This is a genomic window from Clostridium sp., assembly GCF_036643715.1.
Taxonomy (GTDB): Bacteria; Bacillota; Clostridia; order Clostridiales; family Clostridiaceae; genus Clostridium.
This window is the reverse complement of the sequence record NZ_JAVXRL010000003.1, coordinates 53,707-77,301: the sequence shown is the minus strand read 5'-3', so window position 1 is coordinate 77,301 and position 23,595 is coordinate 53,707. Positions and strand designations below refer to the sequence as shown.

Sequence of the window (23,595 nt, the reverse complement as noted above, 5' to 3'; positions counted from 1 at the left end):
TTGCTTCCCCCTAAAAACTATAAGTTTTCTCTAATACCTCTCCGTTATTTAAAATAATTATGAAATTAATTTTTTCTATTTTTATGTCGCCTTTTTTTGTGCAATTAATTTCTACATCTCCATTATTATTTAGAAGAGCTATTTCTATTTCATCATATTTACCTTTTAAATAATCATTTGACTTTCCATCATCATCGTATAATTTGTAACTTCCTTTATCCTCTAAATACACTACTGCGTTTAGTTCCTTGTTATTTAAACTATCTGTATTTTTTGCATAATCTCCTAAAAGTAACACTTTATTTTTCTTAATAAAGAATATAAATTCGTCTAATAAAACTTCTATAAAGTGATGACCTTTTTCTTTTATTTCATATTGTAAATCTTTCTCCAAGTAGAAGTTGATCCTCTATCTCTTTTGATGTACTATCTTTATACTCAAAACTTAAAGGTTTAAACATAATCTTATTTGAAAGTACTGACTTCATATATTCACTATATAAATATGGAATAAACCCATATCTAAATTGTAGTAAGTTCCTTATATTACTTTCTACCTTTTCACCAAACGCATACGGCTCTTGCTTTCTTGTTCCCATAGCAGAATGATTTCTAAATAAAGGGGTGAATATACTAAATTGGAACCATCTAGTTAATAAGTCACCTGTACAGTTACCACCAAATCCACCTGTATCAGCTCCTGTATAAAGATAACCACACATATTTAAGTTAGGCATCATCTTAACATTCATCTCTAAATGTTCCCAAAGAGATGAGTTATCACCTGTCCAAATACCACCATATCTATGCATTCCTATTGATGAAGCTCTTGAAAATAATAAAAACCTCTTATTATTATCTATTTCATCTAAGCCTTCTTTTGCTGCCCTTGTCATATTGTGGCCGTAAAGATTATGTACATCATTATGCTTTAATATTTTCCCATCCATATTGTGATAGAAACTATTATAATCTTCAGAACTATTACTTAAACCTAAAAATGCATCTTTAAGGTTAAAGAAACTATAAATATCTAAGTTTTTATCTTTACTTTCTTCAACTTTCTTATATGCTCTTTTTAGTCCTTCCTCTGAATAAAATATAGCAGGTTCATTCATATCATTCCAAAATCCTTCGATTCCTTTATCAATTAACCATTTATATTTCTTTCCAAACCAAAGTCTTGCATCTTTATTTAAAAAATCTGGAAAATGAACTTTTCCAGGCCATACTGCTGCAACAAATGGATTACCACTTTTATCTTTGCAGAAATATCCCTTTTCTACACCTTCTTCATATACATCGTATCCATCTTCAACCTTTACACCTGCATCTATTATTGGAACAAGTCTTATACCATCTTTTTTAATATTAGAAGTCATAGATTCAAAGTTTTCAAATGCTCCTCTATCTATTGTAAAGTTTTTAAATCTTTCCATATAATCAATATCTAAATATATTGAGTCTATTGGTAAATCCCTTTTTATAAACTGTTCTTTAACGTTTAATACTTCTTCTTCATTTGCATAGCTCCATCTACTTTGACCATAACCAAAAGCCCATTTAGGTGGAACATAGCTCATACCAATTAGTTCCCTAAAACTTTGTACTATATTTTCTAAACTATTTCCTTCTATAACATATAAATCATATGGATTTCCTTCTGCATCAATTGTAAGCTCATCATTATTTGTATAACCTATATCAAAATTCACTTTTGATGGGGTATCAATAAGCACTCCAAAATCTTGAATACCATGAACTAAAATAAAATTGTGAGCCCCATATAAAGACTTCTTATCTTGTGAATGATTCGGATCATCAGAGCAGTAGCTTTCAAACATCCATCCTCTTTTATTTATTCCCCTTACATTTTCACCAAGGCCATAAACTATATCATCATCTTCTAATTGAAGTATTAATTTACCTTCCTCAACTGAGAAATAAGGAATATCATTACTTTCTTCTGCTTTAATGCATTTAACTACTGAATCACAATCTATTATGTTTCCAAATGAAAATCTCTTTATACTCATACATCTCTCTTCCTTCGTAATATAAATTTTAAAAATTACTTTAATATTTTAAAGTCCATTCCGTTAATTTCAAGCTCTCCATCTATTTTTATAGTCTCATCTAAATACATATCATTAAATTCACCAAAGATATTTAAATCTATCTTTTGTTTTTCTTCTTCATTATTTATAACAATTAAAATTTCTTCATTACATAATATTCTTTTATATATTAGAAGCTTTCCTTTAGAATATACTTCCTCATATTCTCCGACCATTAAAGCATTATTTTCTTTTCTTATTTTTATAAGCTTTTTGTAATGACTTAATAATTGTTTATTTTGATCTTTCTCATTCCAAATCATACACTTTCTACAGTCTGGATCATTCCCCCCGGATAATCCAACTTCATCTCCATAATATATATATGGAATTCCTTCACTTGTAAATTGGAATACTGTTGCAAGCATTAGTCTTTTAATATCCTCACTACACTCTGTTAAAAACCTTTTTGTATCATGAGAATCTAATAAGTTTAGCATTTGACTGTAAATATCTCGTCTTAACCCCTCTTTTCTCATAATAACTCTATCTAACAATTCCTTAGCGTTAATACTTCTGTATGCAAAAAAGTCTAAACACGCTTCTCTAAATGGATAATTCATTGATGAATCAAATTCATCACCCTTTAAGAATGTTTTTCCTTCATGCATAATTTCACCAATTATAAATATATCTTTATTCACTCTTTTAACTGTCTTTCTAAAAGCTTTCCAGAATGTATGAGAAACTTCATCACTAACATCAAGTCTCCATCCATCAATATTAAATTCCTTTATCCAATAAGTCCCTACATTTAAAAAGTACTCTTTTGTTTCTTCATTTTCCATATTAAGCTTTGGCATATACTTAAGTTTGTTTCCAAATGTTCTATAATTAATACTATCTTCTATTTCCTCACCATTTATAAAATACCAATCTTTATATTTGGAATTGATTCCATTTTTCTTAATATGTTTAAATGCAAAGAAGTCATCTCCTGAATGGTTAAAAACTGCATCTAAAATAATCTTTATATCTCTTTTATGAAGCTCTTCCACAAGTTTTCTAAACTCTTCCTTTGTTCCAAAACTTTCATCAATTTCAAAGTAATCTTCCGTGTTGTACTTATGATTTGATGATGATTTGAAAATAGGAGTTAAGTACACAATATTTATTCCAAGGTCATATAAATAATTAACTTTATCTAATACACCTTTTATATCGCCACCAAAAAAACTTTTACTTTTAACTTTATCTCCCCATTTTTCTGTTCCATATAAATCATTGTCTTTATTTCCGTTACAAAATCTATCAGGAAATATTTGATATACTACTGATTCATTAGTCCATTTAACATCTTCGTATATTTCATCAGAATTAATATATGGGTATTGAAAATCTCCAAGTTCTTCCGGCTTTTCTTTCAATGTTCCTCTTTCATTAAAGTAAATTATAGTTCCATCTAAGCCTTCTATTTCAAAGAAATATTTAACTCTACCTTCAGCTACACTAACTGTGTATTCAAAAAAATCAAAAAGCTCTGTTTCTGATACTTTCTTCATCTCACTAATCTTAAACTCATGTCTCCATTCATATCTGTCTTTATAATATAGGTTTACTTTTTTTACATCATTATTTGCAACTCTTAATTTAATAAATAACTTATTATCATCTATGCTATACGCATATGGCACTTCTGGAATATGATATATTGCATGTAAATTCATAATAGAAAACCCTCCTATTTTTCATATTAGCCTTTAACTGAACCTGCAGTTAATCCTTTTGACATATACTTTTGTCCTATTGTAGCTAATACAACTATTGGTAATGATGCCATTATTGCTGCTGCTGAATATTGTGTCCAGTTTGCTGAGAATTTATTTGTTATAAATTGTTGTAATCCTATTGGTAGTGTTTGGCATGTTGGATCTTTCATAAGTGCTGCTGCAAATATAAATTCACTGTATGCTCCAACGAATGTGAATAAGAATATTACAAGTAACATGTTTTTAGTTAATGGTAATATAACTTTTATAAATGTTTGGAATGTACTTGCACCATCAACATAAGCTGCTTCTGTAAGCTCCTTTGGTATACTATCCATAAACCCTTTCATAAGCCATATGTTATAAGCACTAGCACCAGCTTGAATAATTACAAGTGTCATTATATGGTCCATTGCATTAACTCTATATGCTATTGCAAGAATTGCTGGTAATGCCATTGCAGCTGGGAACATTTGAAGTAATAATAAGAACATTAGTCCCTTTTTTCTTCCTGTGAACTTTAATTTTGAGAAAGCAAATGCTATTGGTATTGTAAGTATAAGTTGAATTATAGAAATGCAAAAACATACTATTAATGAGTTTTTAATCCATACTAAAAAGTTTGTTTCTACTAATACTTTTTTATAATTTTCTAAAGAAAATGTTTTTGGAAATATTGTTGTTTGTGTGAATGCTTCACCTGTTGACATTGAAGCTGAAATTATTGATATTACTGGGAATAAAACTATACAAATCATAATTAATATAAATATTCTTGATATCCATAAACTTCTTACTTCTGCTGGTCTTAATTTTCTTTTGTACTTTAATTCCTTCTCCATCTTATTCCGCCTCCTCAAATTGGCCTGACATTCTCATTTGAACATATGACATTGTTGCTAGTATTAAAAATAATATAATACTTATAGCAGATGCTATATCAAATCTACCGAATTGTGTTGATAATTTGTAATTTACGGATGCAAGAATATCTGTATATCCAGCAAATTGAGTTGCTACTCTTGGAGGTCCACCCTCTGTAATTAAGAATGCTTGTGCAAAGTTATTGAAATTAAAAGCAAATGATGAAATTACAAGTGGATATGCTGTTCTTGCTAAACTTGGTAATGTTATCTTTCTAAATTGAAGGAACTTACTAGCACCATCAACGTCTGCTGCTTCATAGTAACTATCAGGTATAGCCCCTAAAGCTCCTAAGCATACATTCATCATATATGGGAATCCAAGCCATACACTTACTATTATTATTGAAACTCTAGCCATTGTTGGATCTGTTAACCATTCAATTGGCTTTGCAATTACATGCATATTCATTAGTAAATTATTTATAGCTCCGTAGCTACCATTTAAAAGTCCTTGCCATGAAAGTATTGCTACTGTTGCAGGCAATGCCCATGGAATTATTAATATAGCTCTGTATACTCCCTTTTCTCTCATATTAGGATTATTAACAGCCATAGCAACAATTAGCCCTAAGAAAAATGTTAATAATGTTGCACTTACTGCATATATAATGTTCCAGCCTAGTACTGGCATAAATACTTCTTTAAAAGGCCCTGTAAATACTTCTATAAAGTTTTTAAATCCTACAAATTTAGGTGACCCTTGAGTAAACATTGTATAGTCAGTAAATGAAATATAAATTGTATATAATATAGGTAAAACTGTGAAAATAATTATTGAAATAATTGCTGGCATTAAATATGGTAATGCTTTTTTAGTTTGATTCTTTTTCTTAGCTTTATTAACCACGTTTCATCTTCCCCTCATTTATAATTAATATAGAAGAAGGGGATTAAATCCCCTCTTATTCTACATCTTTACTTTTGTTGTTCTATACCTTGTTTAATTTGCTCATTCATAAGCTTTCCACATTCTTGTGGAGATATTTTTCCTGAAGTTAATAAAATTAAGTTAGCTCCTGCTGGTTGCCACATTGCTTGAACTTCTGGTATGTTTGGCATTGGTGTAGCATTTTTAGCTTGTTCAGCAAATGCTGACATATATTTATTATCTTTAAAGTCTTTACTTTCTAATGCACTCTTAAGTACTGGTATTCTATTACCTTTATCTAATAATACTTTTTCTGAATTATCTAAAAGGTATTTTCCAAGCTTCCAAGCTAAATCTTTGTTTTCTGATTTAGCACTTACAAATGCTGTTTGAACACCCATAAATGTTGGAACTTTCTTACCATCTAAAGTTGGCATTGTTGCAACACCAAAGTTTACTCCTGCTTCTTTAAATGAAGCTACATCCCAAGGTCCTGAAATATAGTAACCTATTTTATTGTTTGTAAAGTCACCCTTTGCCATATCACCTTTAATATCTGCTGGCATTAGTTTATCTTTTTGAACTAAATCTTGTATAAATTGATATCCTTTTATAGCTCCTTCATTATCAAGACCTATATCTTTTGGATCTAATGTTCCATTAGTATCTTTAAATACATAACCACCATTTGCTGCTATAAATCCATAGCTGTTATAGAAGTTATTTATGTCAAATTTAAATCCAACATCTTTACCTTTTTTAACTACTTCTTCCATAGTTTTTGGTGCTTCCTTAGCTTTATCTTTATTGTAGAAAAGAGCAACTGTTTCTTGTGCTATTGGAAGTGCGTATCTCTTTCCGTTTACTGTTACAGCATCCATAACTTGTTTTGATGAGAAGTCACTGTCTTTTACTAAGTCTTTAGGTAACTCTTCTAAAAGCCCTGCTTTTTCAAATAATCCTATATTGTCATGTGGTATACCAAACATTAAATCTGGACCTTTTCCAGCATTTATAGCTTGTACCGCTTCTTGTGTTTTTGATTTATCTATTGCAATAGTGACCTTAACACCATTTTCTTCGCCCCATTTTTCTGCTAAAGGTTTTATTTCTGCTACTTCTTGTTCTGTTAATCTTGACCATACCTTAAGTTCTTTTGCTGATGATTCTTTTGAAGAACTTCCACCACATCCAACTAAGGCTCCTGTTAACACCATAGTTGCCACTATGGCAGATAAAATTTTCTTTCTCTTTATCATTTTAAATTCCTCCTTGTAGTATGTATTATTTTTGGTAACGGTTCCAAAAAGTATAAAAATAAAATAAAAGATTTCATATAAGTAATTTTAAACTTATTAAGTATCACTTTCGGAATCGTTTTCATTTATATTTTATACTCTGTAGAAAACATTTTCAACGGTTTTATTATAATTTGGACACTTTTGTAATATGATCCAAAAACATTGTTAATAATTTGTGAAGAGGCTTATTTTCCTTTTGTTTTCTCTCCAAATGGAAAATATTATTTTAAAGTCTATTGCTTCTTGAAAATTTCTTATATCATAGGTTGTATACTTTTGAATTTTATCAATTCTATATAAAAGTGTATTTCTATGTATGTATAACATTTTAGATGCTTCACTTAAATTCATTCCTGATTTATATAAAATATCTATTGTTCTTACTAGCTCATCATCAAGCTTAGAGCAACGTTTTTCTATATCTTTTAATATTCTGCTTTTTATATTTTCATCTAATTTATCTATTACACATTCAAAAAATAAGTCTTTTTCGCCATATACATTCTCTTCTAACTCATATCTTATAGCTAAGTCTAATTTAAACTCATTTACTTCAAAGCATTCCTTTATATTCTTTAATGACTTTAACTTCTTATAACTTATATAGCATTCAGAATAAAGATTTGATTCTATCGAATCCTTAAGACTAATCATATGATCTGAAATATAATCAAAATTACCTAAAATAACAATATGATCTTCAACTATTAAAGTTGTAACGCCTTTATAAAGAGCATCTATTAATTCTTTTCCACCTATTAAGTTATTGTTTTTTAAAATAATATTTATAATATAAAATTTATCCCCTATTTTTGAAAACTCTTTTTCTAATAGCCTATAATCTACTATTTCACCTTTTAGTATCTTTCTTATTAATTTCTCATTATTTTGAGATGCTTTATTTAGGTTTTCTTTAATTAAATATATTAATAAAGGTATGCAGTTTTCATCTCTTTCTAAAGTTATAATGCTTATTTTTTTATTATTAAATTCTAATACATTCGCTACTATTTTATGTTCTATTAACAATTTATTATCTATTGAATTAAATACTTCTTTATTATTTAATTTCACAATAAAAGATATCTCAGTATTTAAATACACTTCCTTTAAAAAATCTTGAAAACAGCACATTTTAATCCCCTACCTTTTAAATCCATAATTTATAACAATTATAATATATTCAAATTACTTTCTCTATCAAAAACATGAATTTTATCGCTATTTACATAAAATATACCTTTATCACCAGTTCTTAAATCACTTGCATAACTTAATTTTACTGTTATGTTTTGATCATTATATTTAGAATATATATAACTTTCAGCACCCATAAGTTCTGTAACTTCTACTGTAACTTCTATTGTACGATCCTTATTTTCTTTTAATAATTCTTCATCATCTTTAATATTTTCAGGTCTTATACCAAATATTACTGACTTTCCTATATATCCATCTTTATTAAGCTTATCTCCCTTTTCTTTAGGTAATGAAATTTTTCCGCCCTTTTTGAAATAAATATAATATTTTTCTTCTTCCTTTTCAACTTTTCCTTCTAAGAAATTCATTTGAGGACTTCCAATAAATCCTGCAACAAATACATTTGCTGGATTGCTATATATATTTTGTGGAGTATCTACTTGTTGTATTATTCCGTCTTTCATAACAACTATTCTTGTACCCATTGTCATAGCTTCAACTTGGTCATGTGTAACATATATAAATGTTGTTTGTAATTTTTGATATAATTTGCATATTTCAGTTCTCATTTGAACTCTTAATTTAGCATCTAAATTTGATAATGGTTCATCCATTAAGAATACTTTTGGTTCTCTAACTATAGCTCTTCCAAGGGCTACCCTCTGTCTTTGACCTCCAGATAAAGCCTTTGGTTTTCTTTCTAATAAATGTTCTATATCTAAAATTTTTGCTGCATCATGAACTTTTGTATCAATTTCTTCTTTAGGAATCTTTCTAAGCTTTAATCCAAACGCCATATTATCATATACTGACATATGTGGATATAAAGCATAGTTTTGGAATACCATTGCGATATCTCTTTCCTTTGGCTCTACTTCATTAACTACTCTATCCCCTATTTTTAAAGTACCTTTTGAAATCTCTTCAAGTCCTGCAATCATTCTAAGTGTTGTTGATTTACCACATCCTGATGGCCCAACAAATACAATGAATTCTTTATCCTCTATATTCAAATTAAAATCCTTTACTGCAACTACGTCACCAGGATAAATTTTGTAAATATGTTCAAGTAATACGTTTGACATTATTACTACCTCCTAAAATATATTTAATTTTTATAGGTTAATTCTACATCAGTTAAACATTTTCATCTATAGACAAAACTCCCAAAAATAAGAATGATGATTTGTATAAATTCACATTTTTTCGTTTTATTTGTTAAATATTTTTGGTGATATTAACATTCTATTAACTTAATGTATGATTTTTGTTTATTGGGTTTATGTATAACTAATTCTTCATATAGCAATGTTACACTTATGTATTGGTAGTTTAAATATATGTTTCTTTGTCTATAATCTAATGAGGTGAATATATATGAATAATTATAAAAATTGTCCATTTTGCTCAAATGAATCTTTTATAAAGTATGGACGATATAAAAAAGTTCAAAGATATAAATGTAAAAGCTGTAATAAAACATTTTCTGATTGTACGAATTCCGTCTGGTACAATTCTAAAAAATCATCTAATGCATGGTATGAATACTGTTTCCTTATGTTTTCTGGTAATAGTATACGTGCCTGCGCTGCAAAATTGAATATTAGTATTACTACTTCCTTTAAGTGGCGGCATAAAATATTAAATAAACTTTCAAACTGCAATAACAACATTTTTCTTTATAATTATATAGGCTTAAAACATATAAATTTCCGTGAAAGCTTTAAAGGCCAGAAGGTTCCTCCAGTTTCATTAGTCAAAGAGCCTAGAAAAAATGTTTTTCTTAACGTCGCAGTTAATGAGAAATGTATGTCTTTTTCTAAAGTAGTTTCTAAAGGGATATTATTTCAGCATATTTCTCAAAATATTATAAAAAATAAAATTAATTTTAATTCAAATATAATTGGTTTTTTCGATAGATACTCACCAGCAATTGCTAGAAGATTGAATACAGATTTGAAAAAATTTAAAGACTGTCCTAATCTTATAAAATATAATTTGAATGATTTTTTATATAAATTTTCTTCTTTTCTGAAAGTATGGCTTGGCAATTTTAAAGGAGTTGCAACTAAATACTTAGATTCTTATTTAGATTGGTTCATTCACGTATTTGAAGATTCTTTTAAGAGTAAAGTTATGACTTCCAATATTCTTAATGCAATATTTTGCTCTTGAATTTTTTTATTTTTATTTAAATTTTATTAGATTAGATCCCGTCTAGGACAACCATCCCATTTAATAATAATGCATTTTTTATTCATCTTACATTCTACACATTTCGCCCTCTTTTATCTTAATATTATACTTTACCCTATTTTTCTACAAACGGTGATTTTCATTACCAATATTTAAGTATAACATTGCATTATAGTATTTTTTTACTATCAAAACCACTTCTCACCTCAAGTTATGTCCACTCAAGCAACACACAAAAAAAGCTATACCTAAAAACTGTACAGCTTAAAGATATAACCTTCTCTACATATTATTATATTCTAACTAATATTGTTGCACTTCTTCCAAGTACCTCAAGTTCACTTCCATCAAATTCTCTAATTCCATCTTCATTTATTTCATTTCCATCTAATATCACTTTCCAAATTCCATCATTTATATTAACTGATATATTATCTTTATTACCATTAAATACAACAACACATTCATTAAATGAATCATCTAAATTATTACTATTTAAAGTATAATGAACAACATTTCTATAATTAGTATCAACAAATTTTAGATTGTTTACTATATCTTTTGCTGTATCCATTCTAAATATTTTGTGATTCTTTCTTAGTCTTATTAAACCTTTATAATAATTATATACATCTTCACATTCTTCTTTTCTAGTCCAGTCTATCTTATTTACATAGTCTGGTGACTTAAAACTATTCTCAACTCTATTACCATTTTCATCAGTTTTAGTTCTTAATATTTCTTCACCTGAATGTATGAAAGATATTCCTTGTGATGTTAGTATAATCGAAGCAATTAACTTATTCATCTTTATAAGTTCTTCTTCACTTTCATGTTGCGCTGTTAAATACAATTTATCGAACAATGTGTAATTATCATGTGCTGAAGCATACGTAACTGTTTGATATGGTTCATTTGCCCAGAAGTTATCTGAATAAATAACTTTAGAATAATCTATTTCTGGATGGTTTATTGATGCAACAATTCCACATTTAATCGTCTCTTCAAAACCTTCTCCTCCATTTATAAATCCACCTTTATCAGCTATGAAAACATCACCTTTTACTGCATCCCTCATATCATCACTAAATGCTGCTATTTGCATATTTCCATACTTGACTGTGTTTGCTTTTAATGCTCTATCTTCATACTTAAGTGAAGTATCTCCACCAGTCCATCCTTCTCCATACATTATAATCGATGCATCTATTTTATTAAGTTCTTCCCTTATTTGTCTCATTGTATCAATATCATGTAAACCCATTAAATCAAATCTAAATCCATCTATATGATACTCCTTAGCAAAGTAACAAACTGAATCTATCATGAATTTTCTAAACATACTTCTCTCTGATGCTGTTTCATTACCACAGCCTGATCCATTTGAGAAATTACCATTATCATCTTCTCTATAATAGTAGTAAGGTACTACCTTATTAAATATAGAATCATAACTTTCATAAGTATGATTATATACAACATCCATTACAACTCTTATTCCTTCATTATGAAGATTTAAAATCATCTCCTTAAATTCCTTAATTCTAATATCTCCATCAAAAGGATTTGTTGAGTATGAGCCTTCTAATGAATTATAATGTTCTGGATCATAGCCCCAATTATAACCTGGGTTACTTAAATTCTTCTCATCTACAGATTTATAATCAAAAGTGGGTAGTAAATGAACGTGTGTTATACCAAGATCTTTTAAGTGATCCATACAAGTTTTGGTCCCACGTTCTGTTGTTGTTCCAATTTCATATACCCCTTTATATTTCCCTTTAAAACTTGCTCCTGAATTATTATCTATTGAGAAATCCCTTATATGCATCTCATATATTATTGAATCTACTGCTGATTTAAGAATTGGCTTTTTATCTTCATCCCAATTTCTAGGGTTTGTACATTCTAAATCTACAACCATTGAGTATTCGCCATTCGCAGATACCCCTTTAGAATATGGATCAGTAACTACATTAATTTCATTACCTATTTTTACTTTATATCTGTAATAAATATTATTTAAATCTTCTTCTAAAAAAGCATTAAAAACTCCATTTTCTTCTTCCATTTCAATACTATCTAATTTAATAAAATTATCTAATCCTTCTTTTTTAAATAGCTCTAAAGTAACAGTACTAGCTACTGGTGACCATAACTTAAATTCTGTCTTCTCTTTGCTGTATATTGCACCAAGCTCTCCATTATAAGTGTACTCTTCCTCAAATTCTTCACTATTAAAAATATCCCTTATTCTTCTTAAATCTTCGTTATATATGTTTTTTATATCAATATTCATATAAGTTACCTCTCTTACAACTATTTTATATTTTTAAATATAATATGTACTGTATCTTTAAAAATAAGTTTTAGAATTTCAATATTTAGAAAAGCTAGTTGTATAAATACAATTAACCTTTCAAAATATTAAAAATTCTTAACTTACTTTTTAGTGTGGTTTATTTATTAAAAAGATAATTGTGGGCTTTTTGTAAATTTTCCATGTTTCCTAAAATACATTCATAATATACTCTAAGCATTTCTCCAACTCCCCAGGCTTGGTTATAACAACCTCTTGCAGTATGCGGAGAATCTCCATCAAATATTTCTGCAATTCCACCAAGGCATTGGTCTTCAATATGTGTTTCCATTTCTTTTAGGCTGTCATCTATAAACTGTACAGCTTCTTTTGAGCCGTTATAAGCTTTATAATATCCACTTAAAAATGCTCCAAGTGGGAATGACCAGACTGTACCTTGATGATATGCCATATCTCTATCCATTAATTTTCCAACATATACATTCTTATAATCTTTATGAGAAGTATTTAAACTTCTAAGTCCAAATGGTGTATATAACTCTTCATATACTTTCTTAATAACTAATCTTTCCTTTTCCTTATCTAACATAGTGAAAGGAAGTGATATTGCCCATACTTGATTTGGTCTTATTGATGGGTCACTTTCTTCTTTTCCTACAACATCATAAAGACATTTATCTTTCTCATTCCAGAACTTCTCATTAAACGACTTTTTAACTTTATCTGCAAGGATTGAATATTCCTTATATTCAATATCTGAGAACTCTTCTGCAAGAATTGTAGCTATTTTTAATGCGTTATACCATAATGCATTAATCTCAACAGGTTTTCCATGCCTTGGAGTTACAACAATTCCATTTGCTCTAACATCCATCCAAGTAACTTGGTCTAATCCATCTCCTGCATTTATTAAGAAGTCATCATCCATCTTAATTGAGAAATCTGTTCCTTCTTTATAGGCTTGTATTATATTTTTAATTGTCTTATATAATTCTTTTTTTATAAATTCTAATTCTGTCTTATCATTTTTATATAATAAGTACATATATACTGCGTGTATATACCAAAGTGATGCATCAACTGTATTATAAAGAGGTTCTTGACCAAAGTCTGGGAACATATTTGGTATTAAACCTTTCTCTTCATAAATAGCAAAGCTTTTTAAAATATCTTTAGTATCATCTAATCTTCCTGTTGCCATAGTAATTCCAGGTAATGCAATCATAGTATCCCTTCCCCAGTCTAAAAACCAAGGATAACCTGCAAGTACAGTTTTACTGTTTATAGAATCTCTATCAACTATAAAATGATCTGCTGATATTGGAAGATACTTAGCTAATATTCTTTCATCACTAAATGTATTTCTTAGTGACTCTATTCTCTTTTCTTCATTCTTAACAATTTCTTCTGGATCTATACAGCCTTTTTCAATAGTGCATACAAAGTATACTTTCTTTTCTTCATTTCCTTTAAGTAATACTTTAAGTTCACCTGGAATGTAACATTTATCTAAATAGTCATCTCCAGTTGATTTATCTACATTATAGAAAATTTCTTCTGATAATTTTTCTTTTTCTGAACATACTGTACTATCTGTTAAATATAATTTTATTTCAACATCTTTTTTTATTTCTGGAACTAAGTTAAATCCATTTTTCCTAACTGTTCTTTCAAACTTAAGATTTTCTTCTAAGCTAGCTTCTCCTGGATTTCTAAAAGAAGCAAAGGGAGTAATTATAAATTCTGAATCTCTACTATTTCCTTTTAAGCTATACTCAATAACAGCTGTATTCTCTCCTTTTTTTAAGAACACTCTCTTTTTAATTTGAGTACCATTTACAAAGTATGTGTACTCAGGTATTCCATCATAAGAAAAACTTTGAAGATTATTGTATCCTGTAACAACTCTATCTTTATATTTAGTAGAAGTTAGGGGATACTTAATCCCCTTCTCTACAAGAACTTCTTCTACCTTTGGTAATATCATATATCTCTCATCTGGAGATTTAAGTGCTGCAACTAAAACACTATGATATTTTCTACTATTTGAACCAATTATAGTACTTCCTGAAAATGCACTTCTTCCATTAGAAAGCATCCATTCTTTTTCAATGCCTCTATCATAATTTTTAAAGCTATTTTTACCAAATCTCATAATTTTCTTCTCCTAACGTTTATTTATTTACAGTTCTTTTTACATTCCAAATATCTTTAGCATACTCAAGTATTGTTCTATCTGATGAGAATATTCCCGCATTACATGTATTTTCAAAGCATATTTTTGCCCATTTCTTTTTGTCCTTATAAGCTTCAAATACTTTATCTTCTGCAAGCTTAAATCCTTCAAAGTCTGCTAATAGGAAATATCCATCTCCTTCTTCAATTAATGAATTATAAAGATCTTCGAAAAGTCCTGTATTACAATCATCAAATGTTCCATCTATTAATGAATCAAGTACTCTCTTTATTGAAGGATTATTTTCATAATATTCCATTGAATCGTACTCGCCATTTAACTTTTCTATTTCTTCTACTGTTAATCCAAATATGAAATTATTCTCTTCACCTGATTCTCTTACTATTTCAACATTAGCTCCATCCATAGTTCCAAAAGTTGGTGCTCCATTTAACATGAATTTCATATTACCTGTTCCTGATGCCTCTTTACCTGCTGTTGATATTTGTTTTGATACATCAGCAGCTGGGAATAATTTTTCAGCATATGACACTCTATAGTTTTGAACAAATACAACTTTAATCTTTCCATCTATATCTTTGTCATTATTTATAAGTTTTCCAACTTCATTAGTAAACTTAACTATAGCCTTAGCTCTTTTATACCCTGGGAATGCTTTAGCTCCATAAATAAATGTTGTCTTTGGAATATCCATGTTAGGATTTTCTTTTAATCTAAAGTAAAGATCTAACACATACATTGTATTTAGAAGTTGTCTCTTATACTCATGAAGTCTCTTAATTTGAACATCAAATATTGAACTTGGATCTATTTCTATTCCTTCTGTCTCTTTGATATAATTTGCAAGCTGAACTTTCTTTTCATGTTTAATGTCCATAAATCTATTTAATATATCTTCATTTTCCTTAAACTTCTCAAGTTCCTTAAGCTTACTTAAATCTCTAACCCATGTTTCATCTCCTAAAAGTTCTGTAATAAGTGCTGATAACTCTTTATTGCATGATCTTATCCATCTTCTTGGAGTTATTCCATTAGTTTTATTTTGGAACTTTTCTGGGTATAATTTATACCAGTTGTTAAGCTCTGTATCTTTTAATATTTCAGTGTGAATTTCTGCAACACCATTAACTGCAAATCCTATATGGATTGCAAGGTTTGCCATTCTTACTACTCCATCTTTATATATTCTAAATTCTTCAACAGCTTCTTTATCGTAGCCCTTTGATTTTAATTCCTTAATAAATCTAGTATCAATACTCTTAATTATTTGAAGTATTCTTGGGAATAAGGCTACTATAAGCTTGCTATCCCACTTTTCTAAAGCTTCTGCAAGTATTGTATGATTTGTATAAGCAAATACTCCTTTAGAAATGTTTATTGCTTTATTTAATGTTAATCCATATTCATCAACTAATATTCTTATAAGTTCTGGTATTGCAAGAACTGGATGAGTATCATTTAATTGAACTGCATGATACTTATAAAGTTCATCAAAGTTTTCTCCATGAACTTTTACGTGGTTTCTTATTATATCTTTAAGTGATGCACTTACTAAGAAATATTGCTGTCTAAGTCTTAAAAGCTTTCCAGCTTTCATATCATCATTTGGATATAATACTCTACTTATATCATCAGCCTTATTTTTAAGTTCTACTGCCTTTGCATACTTTCCAGCATTAAATGCATTAAAGTCAAACTCTTCAATAGGTTCACATTTCCAAAGTCTTAAAGTGTTTATATTCTTACTCTTGTATCCGATAATTGGAGTGTCATATGGAACTGCATATACTTCCATATCTTTAAATGTTACTTTGACCTTTTCTTTTTCTTTTCTTATACTCCAAGGATCTCCATTAGTTAACCAATTATCTGCACACTCATATTGGAATCCATCTTCAAAGTATTGCTTAAATAATCCATTTGAATATCTAATTCCATATCCCTTTAGTGGAACTTCCATTGATGCTGCTGAATCCATAAAGCAAGCTGCAAGTCTTCCAAGACCACCATTTCCAAGGGCTGCATCATCTTCCCCTTCTTCTATTTCATTTATATCTATATTTAAATCTTCTAAAAGTTCTTTAACTTCTTCATATAGTCCAAGACTTATTAAGTTGTTACCAAGGGCTCTACCCATTAAATATTCTGCTGATAAATAATAAGCTTGCTTGTCTCCATTATAAAGAGTTGTTGTTTCATTCCAATTATCAATTATTGTTTCCATTAACGCTTGTGATAAACTTTGGAAAACCTCTGTCTTATCTGCATTTTCTAAACTTACTCCATATTTTATCTTTAATTGTCTCTCCATATTTTCTCTTAAATTATTCTCCATCTCTTACACCCTTCCATATAACTTAGTTAATTTATATATTTTTTTTGATAACTCTTTAGTAAGTGATCCTTTAGCCATTCTCCATCCCCAGTTTCCACCTAGAGTTGATGGAGTGTTCATTCTACCTTCTGTACCAATTTCTAATAAATCTTGCATTGTTGCTATTGATAAAAAGCTAACTGAACTAAAAATCCCTCTTATGCATCCAAAGCTTACTCCTTCTTTTTCATCAAGCTTTAAATACGCTTCAGCTTTTAACTGTTCCTCTTCTGCTATATTAAGAAACCATCCAAGTACTGTATCATTATCATGAGTTCCAGTATATGCAACTGAATTATTTATATAATTGTGTGGAAGATCTGTACTGTTTTCTCCACCAAATCCAAACTGCAATACTTTCATTCCTGGAAAGCCTGTCTCATCTCTAAACTTAATTACTTCATCAGTCATAAACCCTAAGTCTTCAGCAATTATATCAACTTCACCTAAATCTTCTTTTATTGCATTAAATAATTTTATTCCAGGGCCTTTTACCCATGTACCATTTACAGCTGTTTTATCTCCATAAGGTACTTCCCAGTAACTTTCAAAACCTCTAAAGTGATCTATCCTAACCATGTCATATATTTTAAAACTTTCTCTTATTCTTGAAACCCACCATTTATAATTATCTTTCTCCATAGCATCCCAGTCATATATCGGATTACCCCAAAGTTGTCCTGTTACTGCAAATGCATCTGGTGGACAACCTGCCACAAATTTAGGGTTATTTTTTTCATCTACTTTGAACATCTTAGGAGCACTCCACATGTCTGCACTATCTTCTGCTACATATATTGGTATATCTCCAATTATTTTTATTCCTTTATAATTTGCATACTCTTTAAGTTCATTCCATTGTTTAAAGAATATATATTGGATAAAGTTATAATATTCGATTTCATCTTTTAACTCTTCTTTATATTTTTTTAGAGCTTTTTCTTCTCTATTTCTAATATCTTTATCCCAATCTTTCCAACATACTAATTTAAAACTTTCTTTTATAGCCATGTATGCACTGTAATCTTCAAGCCAGAAATTATTATCTTCTTTAAACTGTGAATATTTAAAATTTATATATTTAGTATTTTTTCTTCTTTTGAAGTTTTCATATGCAATTTTAAGAATTTCCTTTCTTACACTAAATAATAATCCAAAGTCCACTTCTTCTTCATTGCTTCCAAAATTCTTTCCTTTATAATCTTCTTCTTTAAGCAATCCTTCTTTTTTTAAGATCTCAAAATCTATAAAATTTGGATTACCTGCAAATGCTGAGAAACACTGATATGGTGAATCTCCATAACTAGTATGCCCTAGCGGTAGTATTTGCCAATACTTTTGTCCTGATTGAACTAAAAAATCTACGAATTCATATGCTTCTCTTCCAACGGAACCGATTCCGAAATCAGTTGTAAGAGAAGATATGTGCATTAAAATCCCACTACTTCTCTTTCTCATAAAAAATCCTCCTATAAGTTATAATCTTTCTTTATAACTTCCCCATTACCTTTTACTGCTATTATATTAATTTTCTTTGTATTAAATACCCCTTTTTTATTACAAATTACATTTAGCCCATTATTATTGTTTTCTATTTCAATATTTATATTATTAAAGCTTCCATTAATATATTCTTTTGAAATTCCATCATCATCATATAATGAATACTTCGCCTTATTGTCTACAAAAGCTATTACTTTTAATTGTTCCTTATTAATGCTTTCAACATTTTTAGCATAATCACCTAAAACTATCATTTTATCTTTTCTTATAAAGAACACTATTTCATCAATATTAACATTTATATAATGATGTCCTTTCTTAATTACTTCATAAGTTATATCTTCTAATGATGTTCCTTGTACTTTCATCATGTCCTCTGGAAGGTATACATATCTTCCTTTAGCATTTTGCTTAAATATTGGTGCAAGCATTAATGAATCTCCAAGTAATAATTGATCTTCTACTTGCCTTGAATCTTTATCATTAAATTCAAATGAAAGTGGTCTAAACATATTTTCATTATTTATTGCTGATTTCATATATTCACTATATAGATATGGAATTAGTGCATATCTAAATTGTATTATTTTCTTTAATACTTTTTCTGTTTCAACGCCAAAAGCAAATGGTTCTTGTCTTCTTGTACCCATAGCTGAATGATTTCTAAATAATGGAGTAAACATACTAAACTCACACCATCTCATCATTAAGTCTTCTGTACAGTTTCCACCAAAGCCACCAGTATCAGCTCCTGTGTAAAGATATCCACACATATTTAAATTAGGCATCATCTTAATATTCATCTCTAAATGTTCCCATAGTGATGTGTTATCTCCAGTCCAAATACCACCATATCTATGCATCCCAATTGATGAAGCTCTTGAGAATAATAAAAATCTTTTGTTACTATCAATACTTTCTAAACCTTCAGCTGCTGACCTTGTCATATTGTGGCCGTAAAGGTTATGAACATCATTATGCTTAATAACTTCCCCATCCATATTATGATAGAAACTATTATAATCTTCACTACTATTACTTAATCCATTAAACGTATCTTTAAGTTCAAAGAAACTATATATATCAAGATTTTTGCCTTTACTTTCTTCTACTTTATTAAAAGCTTTTTTTAATCCTTCTTCTGAATAAAATATAGCTGGTTCATTCATATCATTCCAGAATCCATCAATTCCTTTATCAACTAACCATTTATATTTCTTTCCAAACCAAAGTCTTGCATCTTTATTTAAGAAATCTGGGAAGTGTACTTTTCCAGGCCATACTGCTGCAACAAATGGGTTTCCATCTTTATCTTTACAGAAATATCCCTTTTCCACTCCTTCTTCATAAATATCGTAACCATCTTCAATTTTCACTCCAGCATCTATTATTGGAATTAATCTAATTCCATCATTTTTCATATCTTTTACCATTTTATCAAAGGTTTTAAATGATTCTTTATTAATAGTGAAATTTTTAAACCTTTCCATATAATCTATATCTAAATATACACAATCTAATGGAATTTCTCTATCCCTAAAGGTTTGTCCAATTTCTCTAACTTCTTTTTCATCATTATAGCTCCATCTACTTTGCTGATATCCAAAAGTCCACTTTGGTGGAACATAAGCCATTCCAATTAACTGTCTAAAACTTTTTGAAATATCATTCACGTTATTTTCTTCTATAATGTAAACATCATAATCATTGCTTTGCACTTCTATAGTTAGTTCTCTATTATTAGAATAACCAACATCAAAACTTACTTTAGATGGAGTATTTATAAAAACTCCAAAGCTTTTATTTTCACCATGAACGATTAAAAAGTTATGAGCTCCATATAACGATCTCTTATCTTGCGCATGGTTTGGATCATCACTACAGTAACTTTCGTATATCCATCCTCTCTTATTTATTCCTCTAACATTTTCCCCAAGTCCATATACTAAATCTTCTGATTCTAAAGCATATTTTAATTTAGAATCAGAAAATTTAAAGTATGGCATATTGCCATTATCTGCTTTAATGTCAATTATAACTGAGTTGCAATCTATTACTTTTCCAAAAGAAAATTTTCTAATACCCATATTACACCACATCTTTCTTAACTATTTTTTTTGCATGAATCTCTTTCAATTAGCTTTGTATCTAAAATAATATGTTTGTTTTCACTATTATGCTTTATTAAATCTAATAGTAAATCAACAGTTTTCTCTGCCATTTCTTTTCTTGGCTGTTCTATTGTTGTTATTGCAGGATTATAAAATTCTGCAACTTCCATACCATCAAATCCTATTACTGAAACATCTTTTCCTACTTCAAAATTATTATCTACAAAAGCTTTAGCACATCCAGTTGCCATAATATCTGATATACAGAATACTCCATCTACTCTTAACCCTTTATTAATTAAGTCTGTAGTTGCTTTGTAGGCACCTTCTGCACTATATTCTCCATATAATATATAATCTTTGTTTAATGTAATATTGTTTTCAGCTAATGCTTCAATATAACCTAGTAATCTTTCATGTGCTAATCCAGCATCATTTTTTATTCCTATCATAATTGCTATTTTTTTATTGTTATTATCTATTAAATATTTTGTTGCTTTATAAGCAGCTTCTCTTTGTTTAATTCCTATTGATGAAAAGTTTTTAGCTTCAATATTATAATTAATATTTACTGATGATAATACAAGTGGTACATTTATTGCACTAAATGTATCTTCTGTAACTTCTCTTATATCGCATCCTAAATATATTATTCCTTGAAGCTTTCTAGCCTTTTCAAAAGATATTAAATCTCTTAACTCCTCATCTCCATTAGATGAAAAATCTGTATGCCTAAGAACCATAGTATAACCATTTTTAGCTATAAGTTTACCTATTACATCTATCATTTCTGAGAAGAATGGGTTAAATACTCCTCTTACTAAAACTCCTATAGTATTAGAATTAGTCTTCTTTAAATTTCTAGCACTACTATTTGGTATATAGTTGCTCTCTTCAATAATTTTTTGTATTCTTTTTCTTGTCTCATCCTTAACATCTGGATGATTATTTATTACTCTTGAAACAGTTCCAACTCCAACACCAGCAATTCTAGCTATATCGTTAATATTCATATTTATCCAAATCCTCTCAAAACTTAATATTATTTTTTCTTTAATATCATAAATGACATAGGTGCAACTTTAATAGCTGAATCTATATTCTTATTTTCACCACTATATAATTCTTTAAACTGACCTTTTATATTAAGTGGTACTATATCTTCTTTATTAGAATTATTTATGATAATAATTACTTCTTTATTCTTTAATTTTCTTCTAAAAGCTATTATATAACCTTCTTCATAAAGGCATTTATAATCACCATGTATAAGTTCTTCATTTTCTTTCCTTATACTTATAAGCTTTTTATAGTGTAAACGTAAATTCAAGTTTTGAGCTTTCTCATTCCATTGCATACATTTTCTGCATTCTGGATCTTCTCCTCCAGAAGTACCAATTTCATCTCCATAATATATATATGGAACTCCTATATAAGTAAATTGAAATACTACTGCAAGCTTCATCTTATCTTCATCATAATTGCATTCTGTTAAAAATCTTGATGTATCATGACTTCCTATAAGATTTAGAAGTTGCCTTGTAATACTCTCCATATATACGTGTCTATTCATAGAAAGTGCATCTGTTAATTCCTTTGCATCCATCTTTCCTTTAGCAAAAAAATCAATCATAGCATGTTTAAATGGATAGTTCATTATTGAGTCTAACTGTTCTCCTCTTAAAAAAGATATACCTTCATGCATTATCTCTCCAATTAAAACACTGTCTTCCTTAACTTCCTTTACCCCATCTCTCATAGCTCTCCAGAACTTATGATCAACTTCATCACAAACATCTAATCGCCATCCATCAATATTAGTTTCCTCTATCCAATATTTCAAAACTTTAATAAAGTATGTTCTAACATCTTCATTATTAGTGTTTAACTTTGGCATATTTATAACGTCATTTGCAAATGTATAATAATTTATTTTATTATCTTCAAATAAGGGAAACTTATCAATGTGATACCAATCTTTATACTTAGACATTTCACCATTTTCTAATATATCTTTAAATGCGAAGAAATCGTATCCAGTATGATTAAAAACTCCATCTAATATAATCCTTATTCCACTTTCGTGAGCTGTCTTTACTAATTCTTTTAAATCTTCAATTGTACCGAAATTCGGATCTATTTTATAATAATCATCTATATTATATTTATGGTTACTTGGAGATAAGAATATTGGAGTTAAATATACTAAGTTTATTCCAAGTTCCTTTAAATAAGGAACTTTATTTGTTATACCTTTTATATCTCCACCAAAAATTGATTTTGTATTTACTTCCTCTCCCCAAATTGATATTAAATTGGAATCCTTTTTCATAATCCCTTTACTGAATCTATCCGGAAATATTTGATATACAATTGATTCTTGAAGCCATTTAGCTTCTTTATATATATCAGCTTCCCCAATATATGCATACTGAAAAGGTATAAGCTCATTAATATTTTTTACGTTACTCTTAATACCTCTTTCGTCATAATAGCTTATATTTCCTTCTAAATCCAATAATTTAAAATAATATCTATATCTATTTCTTAAAATGTTAATATCTTTAGAGTATATTTCAAACAGATTGTCCTCTTCAAACAAATCCATTTTTACAAATTCATAATCATTTTCAAATTCATATCTGCATCTATAATAAAGCCGTACTTCCTTAATATCATCTTTTGCTACCTTTAATCTTACCCTTAAAGTATCTTTATCTAAGGGATATGCATATGGTACATCTGTTATATGATAAATAGCATGCTTATTCAT

Annotated in this window: 14 protein-coding genes and 1 pseudogene; 1 reads left to right on the top strand and 14 read right to left on the bottom strand. The window is 28.7% G+C overall.

The genetic code is table 11. From position 1 onward, the window contains the following. Positions 1 to 10 precede the first annotated feature (10 nt). The 7 genes and pseudogenes from RSF37_RS01915 to RSF37_RS01885 all read right to left on the bottom strand — a co-directional run bounded on the left by RSF37_RS01915 (position 11) and on the right by RSF37_RS01885 (position 9,206). Positions 11 to 2,036, bottom strand: a pseudogene (locus tag RSF37_RS01915) (TIM-barrel domain-containing protein). 35 nt (positions 2,037 to 2,071) lie between these two features. Continuing rightward, positions 2,072 to 3,784 carry a glycoside hydrolase family 13 protein gene (locus RSF37_RS01910; RefSeq protein WP_332562686.1) on the bottom strand — a complete coding sequence of 571 codons (1,713 nt, stop codon included), beginning with the start codon at positions 3,782 to 3,784 and terminating at the stop codon, positions 2,072 to 2,074. A 26-nt stretch (positions 3,785 to 3,810) separates the two neighbouring features. Continuing rightward, a complete protein-coding gene (locus RSF37_RS01905; RefSeq protein WP_332562685.1) occupies positions 3,811 to 4,668 on the bottom strand; it encodes a sugar ABC transporter permease in 858 nt (285 codons plus the stop codon). A 1-nt stretch (position 4,669) separates the two neighbouring features. Further along, positions 4,670 to 5,545 carry a carbohydrate ABC transporter permease gene (locus RSF37_RS01900; RefSeq protein ID WP_332562741.1) on the bottom strand — a complete coding sequence of 292 codons (876 nt, stop codon included), beginning with the start codon at positions 5,543 to 5,545 and terminating at the stop codon, positions 4,670 to 4,672. Between the two features lie 122 nt (positions 5,546 to 5,667). Next, on the bottom strand, positions 5,668 to 6,879 hold the full coding sequence (locus RSF37_RS01895) for a sugar ABC transporter substrate-binding protein (protein ID WP_332562684.1): 1,212 nt from the start codon (positions 6,877 to 6,879) through the stop codon (positions 5,668 to 5,670). A 207-nt stretch (positions 6,880 to 7,086) separates the two neighbouring features. Further along, entirely contained in the window at positions 7,087 to 8,055 is a 969-nt protein-coding gene (locus RSF37_RS01890) for a PucR family transcriptional regulator (RefSeq protein ID WP_332562683.1), read from the bottom strand. A 38-nt stretch (positions 8,056 to 8,093) separates the two neighbouring features. After that, entirely contained in the window at positions 8,094 to 9,206 is a 1,113-nt protein-coding gene (locus tag RSF37_RS01885) for an ABC transporter ATP-binding protein (protein ID WP_332562682.1), read from the bottom strand. A gap of 292 nt (positions 9,207 to 9,498) precedes the next feature. Here RSF37_RS01885 and RSF37_RS01880 point away from each other — a divergent pair, with 292 nt between their 5' ends. Continuing rightward, the gene (locus tag RSF37_RS01880; RefSeq protein ID WP_332562681.1) at positions 9,499 to 10,296 is read left to right on the top strand and encodes a transposase-like zinc-binding domain-containing protein; all 798 of its coding nucleotides are present in this window, start codon (positions 9,499 to 9,501) and stop codon (positions 10,294 to 10,296) included. Between the two features lie 313 nt (positions 10,297 to 10,609). On the opposite strand, the gene pulA is transcribed toward RSF37_RS01880, so the two are convergent. The 7 genes from pulA to RSF37_RS01845 form a co-directional block, all read right to left on the bottom strand. After that, positions 10,610 to 12,616, bottom strand: coding sequence for a type I pullulanase (gene pulA / locus RSF37_RS01875; RefSeq protein WP_332562680.1), 2,007 nt, complete (start codon positions 12,614 to 12,616; stop codon positions 10,610 to 10,612). A 160-nt stretch (positions 12,617 to 12,776) separates the two neighbouring features. Continuing rightward, entirely contained in the window at positions 12,777 to 14,792 is a 2,016-nt protein-coding gene (locus tag RSF37_RS01870) for an amylo-alpha-1,6-glucosidase (protein WP_332562679.1), read from the bottom strand. Between the two features lie 19 nt (positions 14,793 to 14,811). Next, positions 14,812 to 17,169 (bottom strand): glycogen/starch/alpha-glucan phosphorylase, encoded by a 2,358-nt coding sequence (locus RSF37_RS01865; RefSeq protein ID WP_332562678.1) that lies wholly within the window; start codon positions 17,167 to 17,169, stop codon positions 14,812 to 14,814. A 3-nt stretch (positions 17,170 to 17,172) separates the two neighbouring features. Further along, positions 17,173 to 18,666 (bottom strand): 4-alpha-glucanotransferase, encoded by a 1,494-nt coding sequence (gene malQ / locus RSF37_RS01860; protein ID WP_332562677.1) that lies wholly within the window; start codon positions 18,664 to 18,666, stop codon positions 17,173 to 17,175. A gap of 11 nt (positions 18,667 to 18,677) precedes the next feature. Next, positions 18,678 to 20,798: a TIM-barrel domain-containing protein gene (locus RSF37_RS01855; RefSeq protein WP_332562676.1), complete on the bottom strand. Its 2,121-nt coding sequence runs from the start codon at positions 20,796 to 20,798 to the stop codon at positions 18,678 to 18,680. Between the two features lie 17 nt (positions 20,799 to 20,815). Continuing rightward, a complete protein-coding gene (locus tag RSF37_RS01850) occupies positions 20,816 to 21,835 on the bottom strand; it encodes a LacI family DNA-binding transcriptional regulator (protein ID WP_332562675.1) in 1,020 nt (339 codons plus the stop codon). A 29-nt stretch (positions 21,836 to 21,864) separates the two neighbouring features. Further along, the gene (locus RSF37_RS01845; RefSeq protein WP_332562674.1) at positions 21,865 to 23,595 is read right to left on the bottom strand and encodes a glycoside hydrolase family 13 protein; all 1,731 of its coding nucleotides are present in this window, start codon (positions 23,593 to 23,595) and stop codon (positions 21,865 to 21,867) included.